Source organism: Levilactobacillus hammesii DSM 16381, assembly GCF_001434395.1.
GTDB classification, from domain to species: domain Bacteria; phylum Bacillota; class Bacilli; order Lactobacillales; family Lactobacillaceae; genus Levilactobacillus; species Levilactobacillus hammesii.
The window spans coordinates 119620-132014 of sequence record NZ_AZFS01000064.1; the positions used below are offsets into that span (position 1 = coordinate 119620).

At 50.9% G+C, this 12395-nt stretch carries 13 protein-coding genes; 12 read left to right on the forward strand and 1 reads right to left on the reverse strand.

Annotated elements, in window-relative coordinates:
• The coding region (locus tag FD28_RS13490; RefSeq protein ID WP_235806891.1) for an RNA-guided endonuclease InsQ/TnpB family protein at positions 1–229 on the forward strand (229 nt) is incomplete at its 5' end.
• A gap of 104 nt (positions 230–333) precedes the next feature.
• On the opposite strand, the gene FD28_RS10950 is transcribed toward FD28_RS13490, so the two are convergent.
• The gene (locus FD28_RS10950; protein ID WP_057735088.1) at positions 334–1242 is read right to left on the reverse strand and encodes a LysR family transcriptional regulator; all 909 of its coding nucleotides are present in this window, start codon (positions 1240–1242) and stop codon (positions 334–336) included.
• 130 nt (positions 1243–1372) lie between these two features.
• Here FD28_RS10950 and FD28_RS10955 point away from each other — a divergent pair, with 130 nt between their 5' ends.
• From FD28_RS10955 to FD28_RS11005, 11 genes are all read left to right on the forward strand, one after another.
• A complete protein-coding gene (locus tag FD28_RS10955; RefSeq protein ID WP_057735089.1) occupies positions 1373–2839 on the forward strand; it encodes a UbiD family decarboxylase in 1467 nt (488 codons plus the stop codon).
• A gap of 14 nt (positions 2840–2853) precedes the next feature.
• Positions 2854–3417: a UbiX family flavin prenyltransferase gene (locus FD28_RS10960; RefSeq protein WP_057735090.1), complete on the forward strand. Its 564-nt coding sequence runs from the start codon at positions 2854–2856 to the stop codon at positions 3415–3417.
• Positions 3418–3828 carry a prenylated flavin chaperone LpdD gene (gene lpdD / locus FD28_RS10965; RefSeq protein ID WP_057735091.1) on the forward strand — a complete coding sequence of 137 codons (411 nt, stop codon included), beginning with the start codon at positions 3418–3420 and terminating at the stop codon, positions 3826–3828. It begins immediately after the preceding gene.
• 252 nt (positions 3829–4080) lie between these two features.
• Entirely contained in the window at positions 4081–4728 is a 648-nt protein-coding gene (locus FD28_RS10970; RefSeq protein WP_235806892.1) for a Firmicu-CTERM sorting domain-containing protein, read from the forward strand.
• A gap of 210 nt (positions 4729–4938) precedes the next feature.
• The gene (gene xrtG / locus FD28_RS10975; RefSeq protein WP_057735093.1) at positions 4939–5544 is read left to right on the forward strand and encodes an exosortase family protein XrtG; all 606 of its coding nucleotides are present in this window, start codon (positions 4939–4941) and stop codon (positions 5542–5544) included.
• A complete protein-coding gene (locus FD28_RS10980) occupies positions 5541–6893 on the forward strand; it encodes a TIGR03111 family XrtG-associated glycosyltransferase (RefSeq protein ID WP_083478178.1) in 1353 nt (450 codons plus the stop codon). Before xrtG ends, FD28_RS10980 begins: the two co-directional genes overlap by 4 nt.
• Before the next feature lie 33 nt (positions 6894–6926).
• Entirely contained in the window at positions 6927–8480 is a 1554-nt protein-coding gene (locus tag FD28_RS10985) for a TIGR03766 family XrtG-associated glycosyltransferase (RefSeq protein ID WP_057735094.1), read from the forward strand.
• Positions 8481–8653: 173 nt separating this feature from the next.
• The gene (locus FD28_RS10990; RefSeq protein WP_057735095.1) at positions 8654–9199 is read left to right on the forward strand and encodes a hypothetical protein; all 546 of its coding nucleotides are present in this window, start codon (positions 8654–8656) and stop codon (positions 9197–9199) included.
• Positions 9200–9702: 503 nt separating this feature from the next.
• Positions 9703–10668, forward strand: coding sequence for an ADP-ribosyltransferase (locus FD28_RS10995; protein ID WP_162255555.1), 966 nt, complete (start codon positions 9703–9705; stop codon positions 10666–10668).
• Between the two features lie 143 nt (positions 10669–10811).
• Positions 10812–11558 carry a lysophospholipid acyltransferase family protein gene (locus FD28_RS11000; protein ID WP_057735097.1) on the forward strand — a complete coding sequence of 249 codons (747 nt, stop codon included), beginning with the start codon at positions 10812–10814 and terminating at the stop codon, positions 11556–11558.
• A 3-nt stretch (positions 11559–11561) separates the two neighbouring features.
• Entirely contained in the window at positions 11562–12383 is an 822-nt protein-coding gene (locus FD28_RS11005; RefSeq protein ID WP_083478180.1) for a glycosyltransferase family 8 protein, read from the forward strand.
• Positions 12384–12395: the final 12 nt, after the last annotated feature.

A 12395-nucleotide genomic window follows, 5' to 3' on the forward strand; every position in this document is an offset into this window, starting at 1 on the left:
CAACCAGTCTTGGCGTGAAATTCGTCGGCAACTAACTTACAAATGTGCCTGGTATGGGAAGCGACTAGTGATTGTAAACCCATGGAAAACCAGTCAACTTTGTGCAAGTTGTGGCTTTGACGATGGCAAACATGAGCTGTCCCTTCGTAAATGGACTTGCCCAAACTGTGGAGAAAATCACGATAGAGACATTAATGCCGCTAAGAATATTTTGGCCGTAACCGCTTAAATATTAAAACCGTCTTGGGCTGGAATAGTCCTTAGTTGATAGCCGTAACCGCTACGTGACACCCCATAAGTGTCATGCAAGTCAGCGGTGTTTCTAGAAGCTCGTTACTTTAGTGACGAGTAGTTCACGAGGGACCCGTTGAGATAACCCATAAAGCGCTGGGCCGCCTGACTCAACGTTCCCCGCGGATAGACCAACTGCAGGTGGCTGATCAGGGGCTGACGAAATGGGCGAGTCACAAAATCCGAGGTCAAGAAGGGCTGGGCGGCCTTGGTGAAGAGGAAGGTGACCCGTTGCGTATGAGCGACCATCCCCAGCAGTGTCTCAATGTGGGGTGTGGTGAAGCGGATGTTGGGGGTGATCCCGGCCTGCTGGAAGAGGCTGCCCATTTTCTCGTAAACGCCCGAGCCGGGGTTGAGCGTGACCACCTCAACGTCCGTGAGATCGGCCATGGTGAGCGTTGCTTGTTGTGCAAGCGGGTGGTGAGCATCCAGAACGACCCGTAACTCGTCGGTGTCCAGGTTGACCGCTTCAAATTGCGACTTGTTGAGTTGCTGGCTCTGGACATCCCGGAGAATGCCCAGATCGAGTGCCTGGTTCTGCAGTTGTTTGAGCAAGTCGGCTCCCTGCAGTTCCTCCAACCGAATGTTGATCTGGGGGAAATCGTGCATGAACCGGCTCATCTTGCGGGTTAGGCCATACTGGGCCATGACGGGGACGCTGCCGATGTGGAGGGTGCCTCGTTGCAACGTGCGGTAGTCCCGCAGCTCATCTTGCAGCAGTTGGTATTGTGCCGTGATGGTCTGCGCGTAACGAAAGAAGACCTCACCACTCTCGGTGATGGTCAGTTGACGTTTATTGCGGGTGGAAATCAAGGCCGTGTTTAGTTCGTTTTGCATGTTGCGTAGCCGTTTTGACAGCGCCGATTGCGTAATGTTCAGTTCAACGGCGGCGTCGGAAATATTCCGAATCTGGTAGATCACGATGAAACTGTAGAAGTCTTCCAAGGTCATGGGCAGCGGTCCTTTCACGGTAATTGATCTGTTATTCCTGTTAAGCATAACGTTAGTCGAAAGTGGCGTTGTTTGCAAGCGATATTGAGGCTAGAGTTAACTGTAGACATGACATACAGGAGGTAATTTGATGACAAATGAACCCTATGACTTGCGCAAAGTTTTAGCTGAGTTGAAGACGCACCCGGGTCAGTTCCACGCGACCGATGTGGCCGTCGATCCCAATGCCGAACTGTCCGGTGTTTACCGGTACATTGGCGCTGGCGGGACGGTTGAACGACCAACCCAAGAAGGCCCCGCGATGATGTTTAACCACGTCAAAGGCTTTCCGGATACCAAAGTCTTAATGGGACTGATGGCCAGCCGTAAGCGGGTGGGCCTGATGTTTCATCACGATTTCCACACGCTGGGGCAGTTTCTAAACGACGCCGTGGAAAATCCAGTGCCGCCCGTGATGGTCGACAATGCGCCGGCCCATGAGGTGGTTCACCAGGCGACCGACCCCGACTTTGATATTCGCAAGCTGGTTGCGGCGCCGACCAATACGCCCGAAGACGCGGGGCCTTACATCACCGTGGGGGTGGTGCTGGGGTCCAACAAGGCCAAAACCATGAGCGACGTGACCATTCACCGGATGGTTTTGGAGGATAAAGATAAACTGGGCATTTACATCATGCCCGGTGGCCGGCACATTGGCGCGTTTGCCAAGGAATATGAGGCCGCCAACGAGCCGATGCCGGTGACAATCAACATTGGACTGGATCCGGCCATCACCATTGGGTGCACCTTCGAGCCACCAACCACGCCATTAGGCTACAACGAATTGGGCGTTGCCGGGGCGATCCGGCAAGAGGCCGTGGGGCTGACGCCGGCACTGACGGTCGCTGAAAATGCGATTGCCCGGTCGGAGTTCACGCTGGAGGGCTATATCATGCCTAACGAGCGGATTCAAGAGGATATCAACACCCACACCGGCAAGGCCATGCCCGAGTTTCCGGGGTACGACGGGGACGCCAACCCTGCGTTGCAGGTGATCAAGGTGACCGCCGTGACTCATCGAAAACAGCCAATCATGCAAAGCGTGATTGGGCCTTCCGAGGAACACGTCAGCATGGCCGGTATTCCGACCGAAGCCAGTATTTTAGAGCTGACCAATCGGGCGATCCCGGGCAAGGTATTGAACGTCTACAATCCGCCAGCAGGTGGTGGGAAGCTCATGACGATTATGCAGATTCACAAGGATGACGAGGCCGATGAGGGGATTCAACGGCAGGCGGCCTTGCTGGCTTTTTCGGCGTTTAAGGAATTGAAGACCGTTATTCTGGTCGATGAAGATGTGGATATTTTCGATATGAATGATGTCATGTGGACCGTGAACACGCGCTTCCAGGCGGACCAAGATCTTATGGTCTTGCCGGGCATGCGCAATCATCCACTGGACCCTTCCGAGCGGCCCGAATACGACCCGAAGTCGATTCGGACGCAGGGCATGTCGTCCAAACTCGTGATTGATGGCACCGTGCCCTATGACATGAAAGACCAATTCGTGCGGGCCCAGTTCATGAAGGTGCCCGACTGGCAAAAGTATTTGAAGTAAAGGACTGATGGGTGATGAAGAAGATTGTGATTGGGGTAACCGGCGCGTCCGGTACCATTTATGCGATTGACCTCCTGAAGAAGTTGCGGGCCCTTCCCGACGTGGAGACCCACCTCGTGATGAGTGCCTGGGCGAAGAAAAATTTAGCGCTGGAGACGGACTACACGTTGGCTCAGATCAAGGCACTAGCCGATGTGGTCTACAGCGACCGTGATCAGGGGGCTGCGATTGCCAGTGGCTCATTTCTCAATGACGGGATGGTCATCGTTCCCGCCAGCATGAAGACCGTGGCCAGCATTGCGTACGGGTTTGGCGATAACCTGGTGGCCCGGGCCGCCGATGTGACCATTAAAGAGCAGCGTAAACTGGTGATTGTGCCTCGCGAAACGCCGCTGAGTGTGATTCATTTGGAGAACTTGACGAAGTTAGCGAAGCTCGGGGCTCAGATTATTCCCCCAATTCCTGCTTTCTACAATCACCCACAGACCATTCAGGATTTGGTCGATCATCAAACGATGAAGGTGCTAGACGCCTTTGGCATTCATGAACAGACGGCCAAGCGTTGGGAGGGTGATTAGATGCCAAAATTCAGTGTGACGCAGGAAGGCTATACGATTGAAGCGGAAGTGACGGTGATTGGTAAGGATTTGCTGATCGTGGTCACGGGTGGCAGTAATCCGCACATTGGCGATGTCACCACGTTGACCAAGGACACGGCCATCCAGACCATTAAGTATCCCAGTCACGATGGGCGCTTTCACAAGGACAACTTTGTCGGTGAGCGCGTGGCCCGGGTGGTGCAACCGGCACTGCCCGGCAGTTGTACCATCACGGCCGGCATTCACGTGAATCAGATTACCAAGGCGCAGATTGCCGCGTCGGCACCGATGGGCGAGAACCTGGGCCGGCAGATTGTCGCCTGGCTGGCAATGCATCCCGTTGTCGCACCGAAACCACAGTATTACAGCGATGATGAGCGGCCAGGATAGCTTGGATAAGCGGATGGTACGATGATTTTTGAGTACCCGTTAAGGAAGGGACTGGGGATTTTTCCGGTCCCTTTTGTCATGGCGACGGGTACTAAATATTGAAGCTTAAACTTAGCTTAAATAATTGCCCATATTGTTCGAGTCGGGTGTGTTTTCTCCTGAAAATTAGCGTAGTATGAAGTTAACCGTAATGTGCTTAAAATAATTGAGTCGATGTACGACTTAGGTGGCAACGGTGAATGGAGGAGATTTATGATGCGTCGATGGCTTTGGATTTTATTAACTTGTTTTAGCCTGATTTGGTTGGGGTCAACGACCACTCCTGCCCATGCCGCAACGACCAACAGTAACAAGCTAAATATTAGTGTGGATGGTAATTTTAGTGACTGGGACGATAAGCCGATGACCTCACTGAATAATGATGCTAAGGCATCGCTGGTCGCGGACGATAGCGCGGTTTATTTTTACATGAACACCAATCCCAATGATAATAAACACGGGTTTATTGCGTTGCCGGATAGTTATACGCTAAAGTTCGGTTCAAAGTCATTCGCCATCACTCTGGGGAAGGCGAAGGGCCTAGGCGCTGGTAAAGTTAAACCCGTTACCGTTAACGCCAATGGAAGTACCGTTAGTGGTGCTGAGGCCATGATTTCGCGTCCTAAGGATAGTCACGGTAATTATGAAATTGTTGAGATGCGCGTGCCTTTGCGGGATCTAGGCGTCGTTGCGACCTCCAGTCAGAACATTTCGATGACGAGCGGGGATGCGATGTTTGGCGGAACCACCCTGACCACGACCGGTGGCAGTACGGGCGGTGTCATCCTGGTTGCTGCCGGGTTTAGCATTGCCCTGGTAGGGGTGGTTAAGATAGCCCGCCGTCGACGTCAGACGGCCTAAGTGGTCATCGCACGATTGGCGAATTCTGGTGAAAAATGGACTGAAATGGGCTAGGGCTGAGAAAGTGTGCATTATTAGCCAACAGGTTAAATCTTTTCGCCAGAATCTAAAGCAGAAAGAGATCGGCAAGCGAGACGCGTTTTTCGGAACGCGGAATGGCTGTGATCGCGGGTCTCATCATGGAAATTAAAACAAAAAAGGACGGCTAAAATGAGTAGCTACCTGCTATTAGGCATCATTGTATGGCTCTACATAATTTCAGTCTTAAAACGGGCCCACCTTTCCGCCTATTATTTTATCGCGGGAAGTGTTGGCCTGTTCTTTATTCTGATTGCGCTGGGCAACCCATACTGGGTGTGGTTTATGACCCACCTCGTGATCAATGGTGTCGCAACCTTAGGCGACTTGACGCATTGGTGTCGGGTCTTTACTAAATATGGAATCGTTTATATTGGCAATAGCGTCAATCCAGTGACGATGTCGATTGACTATGAGTGTTCGGGAATTATTGAAACCACGGCGTTTATTGGCCTGCTGGCTTTCTTTCCAACCTATTCTCGTCAGGAAAAGAATTTTTATTTGATCGTGGGTATCGTGTGGATTTACCTGGCAAATGTCATGCGACTCATGTTGGTGGTTTCACTGGTCTATTTTGGTGGCGCTGGCTGGTACTTTATGGCCCATACCTTATTAGGACGGTTGTTCTTCTATGTGCTGGTGATTGTGCTGTACTACAACGTCTTTACTTATTCGCAATTATCGCAAAGTCTCTATACGAATTTTAAACGGCATTTTTCGAGAGGTAAGCAGTCGTGACTTATTTTATTGATTTAACTTTAGCGCAAATGGGGTTCTGGATCACATGGGCGTTAATTCCCATTGTGGTGGAGATTATTCCCGCACTCATCTCGGCTATTCACGTGATGCATCGTAGCCATCATCTAAAGCAGCTTGAAGCACCAGATAAATTGCCCTTCATTTCGATTATTGTGCCGGTCTATAATTCGGAGGAGACCCTCTTTGCCTGTCTGCAATCCATCAATGATTCCACGTATCCCAATCGGAATATGCAGATTGTGTTGGCGGATAATCAGAGTACGGATAACAGTTTCGCTGCCTTTGCGCGGGCTCAGAACCATTTCAATTTAAATCTGCAGATGATGCAAACCGCCCAAGGGAAGGCCAAGGCCTTAAACGGCGCGATTTATCAGTGCATTGGCACGTATGTGATCAACATTGACAGTGACGGCGTACTGGAAAAGCATGCGTTAATGAACATGGTTCTCCAGTTTGAAAATGACATTGATTTGGCGGCGATGACGGGCACCATTTTGACACAACGTTCGCAGATCAAACGGACGGTCAGCCGCGGATTGCGGTGCTTGCAAAAGATTGAGTACTTTGAATACGCCCAGGCCTTCTTGTCTGGTCGGACGATTGAATCGGATAATAATCAATTGTTTACCATGTCGGGGGCATTCTCGGCCTTTCGTAAGTCAACCTTGGTGGACACGTTCATGTATAACACGGATACCGTTGGCGAAGATACGGATATGACCTTTCAAGTTCGGCAACGCCTTAAGCAGAAGGTGATGTTGTGTGCAGATGCGATCTTTTACATTGAACCATTGTCGGGTGTGGAACAGCTTTACAAGCAACGTCAACGCTGGATGCGGGGCGAGCTGGAAGTTTCCAAAGAATACATGCATCATGATGCGCAAATCAGTCACTTTTTCAAAAACTTTTTGGTGCGACGGATGATGATCGATCATACCTTCGTCTTTCCCAAAATGATTTGGTTATTTGCCAGTATTGTCCTCCTATTTTTCCGTTATTCACCGGTCGTACTGGGCCTATCTTACGTTGTGATTTACTTGCTATATGTCTTTGTGTCGCTGGTCAATTACGTTAGTGTGGGTCGACTGCTACAGAAATTTCCTGATGAGCGGCAATTTTATCACAATATCAGATGGATTATCTGGTTGCTGCCACTGTATAACTTCGTTGTTTCCTGGATTCGGTTGGTGGGTGTGATTAATTCGATGTCCCTTCCTGGCGTTTGGAACACGGACACCTTCACTGCCGAGACGGGATCGGCTAAAAAGATTGTCGATAAAGATATCCGCTACCTTCGCGATAAAAAGGGGAGCGAGTGGAATCATTAATACCGTGACTGGACAAGATTGGGGAGGCTACTGATGGATCATCGACTATTTAATTATGGGAATCGGTTTATCCGGGGCCTGTTTTATTTCTTTTTTGCGCTGACCACGTACTTTGCGGTGACGTCAGTCAATCTCATTTTGGGCGATAATTCACAGACAGGGTCTGGCACCACCGTGGTCACAGCCATGGTCTTGTTGGTGGCGATCAGCATCAGTCTGGCTGGCTTTTCCTATCCGCGAGTGGCCCGCGTCCTGAAATGGATTTTTGTGCGTCATCAGGTGGTCACGGCGAGTGTCTTATTAGTGGCTACGGTTGCCTGGCAGGTGTTATTTGTTCTGTGTGTGCATCCCGCCATCGGATTTGATGTGAGTGCGATTCATGAGGCGGTTCTTGATCCCAAGGGTGTCGAGACGATGTCTTACTTTAGTCAAAACTCAAACAACTTGCCCATTCTACTGATGCAACATTGGTTGGCAGAGCAATTTCAAACCACGTCTTGGCTATTCTTTGATTGGGTGACACTGATACTGACGGATTTGTCGGCCGTCTTTAATATTCTGAGTGTGGCCGTGATTAGTCGCCGCCAGATTCCCACCGCGATTTATGTTCACGTTGGTTGGCTGGCCATCTTTCCGATGATTATTGTGCCCTATACGGATGCGTGGGTGCTGCCGTTCGTCTCGGCCTATATCTTTTGTTATGTTGTGATGAGCTATGGCCGGTGTCACGGCTTCTGGAAGGTGCTAGCGGCGGCAGGTTTTGGCCTAAACGTCGCGCTGGCTTATTTTATGAAGCCGTCAGCCATCGTCGCGTTGATTGCGATTGTCCTCGTAGAATTGCTGCAGCTCATTCGCCACGAATTTTGGCAAAAGCTAACGTGGCGCAAGGGTGGCCTGCTCGTCGTTCTCCTAGTTGTTAGTGGGCTTGTAGGTGGTGGTGCCTATAGCGCGGGCAACCATATTTTGGATACGCAACATTACATTAAAATCAATACAGCTCGGGCGATTCCGGCGGTCCATTTCATGAGCATGGGGATTTCTGGTGAGGGTGGCTACAATGCCAAGGATGCCCTTAAGATGGCCCAATTGCCGACTAAGAAGGCCCGCACCGAGTGGTCCAAGAAGATGTACCTCAAACGGTTAAAACAACGGGGATTCTGGGGATATTTAACCTTTTTAGTCAAGAAGCAACGCAATAACAGCGCGGATGGCTCATTTGCCTGGATTAAAGAAGGTCACTTCATCCAGCAGGGAACCAAGCCGACTGGAACCGGATTTGCGCGCGGTCTCCGTGAGTTCGTTTATCTTTATGGGACGCGCTTGGGAGATTTTCGTTACTTAGCACAGGCGTGGTGGATCGTTTGGCTAATCATGATCTTTTTTGGGTGGCGTGATCAGCGCAAATTCACCCAGGTTTTGCGTCTAACGATTATTGGCGCGTTCCTATTTTTACTGCTTTTTGAAGGGGGACGTAGTCGGTATTTGATTCAGTATCTGCCGGCGTTTTTGATTCTGGGAACACTCTCTTTTCAATATTCACTGACGCGATTGCGCCGCCTGTTTCAATGGGTGAAGATCCCCATATAGGGGCATTAACCGTACGATTGCGGGCCGCAATTGGACTGCTGAAAAACCGGGCACTTCAGGCCAGCAGTGATTGAAGCGGTTATTTATTAATTTATACGGTTTTTGCGGGCCTGGCTGGTGTATACTATTTCCGTATGAGTCACACATCATATTCCTGGGGAGGAGTTTTACTGATGAAGAAACAAGTTTGGCTTTTAGCATTACTTGCGGGGATGACTTTGGGTGGTGCACAAATGGTGACCCCCACAACGGTCCACGCTAAGGCACAACGGACAATGAAGGTCTATCCGCAACGCCTGCGGGGCACCTGGTACCATTACGAGGGCGCCGGTAAATACGACAAGGTCAAGTTTACGGCGACCAAGTGGCGGACGGCGGGCTATGATAACACGCAGCACTACACCCGGACGACAACGTTACATCAACGCTTGGCGAGCGCCGATCCGGCGCAGATTGCCAAGCACACCAACTGGGTGGTCGGCCAGAAGATGTGGGTTCGCCAGGCCAATTGGGTCGGCCTTCGTGGCTGGAATCAATCAGCCGGGGACGGCACCTACTACAAGGTGGCCAACAAGCCGTATCACGGGCAAAAGCTAGCCGTGCTGAGTGAAGCCGGTGGCGCCGGCCTGTGGGTTGATCAGCACTATTACGCGTCTAAGCAGGTCGCCAAGCAACTCAAGAACCATCGCTTCCACGGTGAAGTTTACTACGCTTCATAAGATTTAATTGCAGAATAAAGAGTGGAACAGCAGGCGGTTAGTTTGCGAGCATTAACGTGAGAACAGGGGTTATGCCTGATCTTGGCATAATTTCTGTTCTCGGGTTAAGCGCAACAAACTGCCTGATGGTCCACGTTTCGACACCATCATGGTAAAAACAAAAAGGCTATTTCAGAACTTCAACGTTTTGAAATAGCCTTTTTTGAGTGACATCCCAGCACCTTTCTAGTTTCACCGGGTTATCACGACTGATGACTTTTGTGAGATCACTAAAACTCGCCAACGGCTGGCTACTCACCTCCGTTGAGGCTCGGGTTCGATGCGCATTTGAAGCGAATTAGCCATGAAGTTTGCTGCTAGAATAGTCTCCGCTATAACGATTAAGTTTTGCCCCTGAATGATTCAATGGCATCGCTATCATGCTATAATGGTGAGCGGAACAATTAGGGTGAATGGCTGGCGGGGAAATCCAGTCGGCACCCGTTTTTGGAGGAGGAGTTTTGATGAAAAGGACACTAGGGGTATTACTGATGGTCGGGATGGGACTCGTTCTCGGGAGCGGGCTAGCAACGACTGCCAGCGCTAAGACGAAAGCTAAAGCGCCTAAACTCGTCTACATTGAGAGTCAGCTCAACACAAACACTTCGGCGGGGACCCAACAGGTCGTGACACGGCGTTCCGTGACCGCGCTCACACAACCAACGGATCAGTCCGCACCGGAGAGTGTGTCGATTCCTAAGAATACGGCACTGTCCGTGGTCCGCCGAACGGGAAGCGATGCTATCGTGGTGGCCCCGGGATCGACCCAGATCCTACTGGTGACCAACGTGGGTCGGATGACCTATAGCAATCGTGCCATTAAGCTGACCAAGAAGCACTATCGCCAGATGGTGAAGCAGTCCAAAGCCTGGGCAGGTAAGCTCAGCAAGCGGCAGGTCAAGGTGATCGGCGTCTACACGGGCGACGGTTCCGACAAGATTAACAACGCCTTACGCTATCCCAAACGCAAGACGACCGCTAAGACACGGCAACGCGTGAAGGATCTGACGGCTAGTCTGAAGACCTTTAAGTTGGCGCACCCCATGACGGTCTACCGGGGAACCTCTAAGAAGGTGGCGCGACTCGCCCTGCACCAGGCCAAGTTAAAGCCAGGCGCTATTTACAGAGATCCGGGTTTTGCTTCAACGAGCACGAGTCATGCGGTAGCAACGGAATTCACTTCACAGATTCTATTGAAGATTAACTTTCCTAAGGGCTATCACGGCGCCTATATTGCGCCCATTTCTCAGTACGATGACGAGAAGGAATATCTCCTGAATCCCAATACGAAGCTCGTGGTGACGAAGGTGCAAACCGTCACGGGAACTGAGAGAACTCAAATTTTGGAACAAACGGGTAAAAAAACAACCCAACACACGGATCATGAAAAAACGTCTTACCAATTGGTTACCTTGAATTTAATGCAGTAACGACGATCGCCGGCCCTGAATGGGGTTGGCGATTTTTTTGGTCATTTTCTCTGAGAAAGGGCCTTGCATTCTAAAAAAGATGTGCTATATTGAAGTTGGTAATTGAGCACTCACTTAATTTTATGAGCAGAGGAGGGATTGCCATGAGAAATCGGGTCTATCACAGCTTTCAAGAGGATTTCGTTACCAGTCGTCATCAGGATTGGCAATTGCCTGCCGATTACGACTGGCAGTCATCGGGCAAACGGTGGCAACAACGGCTAGTCCGCGTCACTGCCAACAGTCTCAGTTATCTTTACTGTCACATTGGGCGATCCGTGACGTTTAAGAATGCTTGGCGGCTCAAGGCGGCCGGTGATCACGGGTTTGTATTGTATGGCAATCATACCCAGCCGACCGGGGATGTGCTGATTCCCTATTATCTAGGTGATCATCGCACGTTTAATGCCCTAGTCAGTCCGGCTAATCTGGGAATTCCCGTTATCGGCTCACTGGCGAGCCGGGGTGGGGCGCTCCCGACACCGCAAACGCTTCATCAACTGGGACGATTTAACCGAGCGGTTATGGCGAAGCTCGCAGCTGATGAATGGGTGCTGATTTATCCCGAAGAGCACGTCTGGCCCTACTATACGGGCGTTCGACCGTTCAATCCCGCCGCGTTTCATTTTCCCGTGGCGGCTCAGGTTCCCGCCTATTGTTTGACGGTTACCTATCGCAAACGTTGGGGGCGACGACCACGACTGGTCGTTTACCTGGATGGTCCCTTTTTCCCGGACGCGAGCCTACCGGCAAAGCAGCAACAGCGCGTGCTCCAACAACAGATCCAAGCGCAGATGACCAAGCGCGCGGCGACGAGCAACGTACAGTACGTGACTTACGAGGAGGGGTGAAGGGTGAATATTCTCTATTGTGGCGATAGTCATATGAAACCGGGCTTACTGATCTCGATCCTATCGTTACTGAAAGAAACGCATGAGCCGTTAGCTATCTACATTTTAACGGCAGCCATGCAGAGCGACACGCGGCAGTTCGAACCGCTCACGGTGAAAACGGTGGCGGAACTGGATGCGATAGTCAAGCAGGCCAATCCAGCTAGTTGCGTGACCCGTATTGACGTGACGGCTTTGGTGGCCGCGGAGCCACTCACGGCCAACCGCAATACGATCTTTACCCCGTGCTGTATGTTGCGGTTATATGCCGATCAGGTGGCCCAGTTACCGGACAAGCTCCTCTACCTCGATACCGACGTCATCTGCCGACTGAATTGCCAACCCTTTTACCACCAAGATATTCGTGAAATTGAGCTGGCTGGCGTGCTGGATCATTACGGGCGCTGGTTCTTCCATCAAAGTTGGCGGCACTTTGACTATATGAATTCGGGGATGCTGCTTCTCAATCTCAAGGTGATTCGGCGCACGGGCCTGTTTGCACGCTGTCGTGAGCTATGTCGGACTGAAGAGATGTTCATGCCCGATCAATCCGCGATTAATCGCTTGGTGACGCGCAAACGTCTACTACCACGACGTTACAACGAACAGCGACGTCTCAAAGCCAATACGGTTTTTCAGCATTTTACCACCAGTTTTCGACTGTTCCCGTGGCTGCATACCCTGACGGTCAAGCCGTGGCAGGTCGAGGACGTTCATCGTAAATTAAAATTACACGAATATGATGATATTTTAACGGACTATCAAAAATTAATTGTGACCCTGTAAGGAGGAGACCAC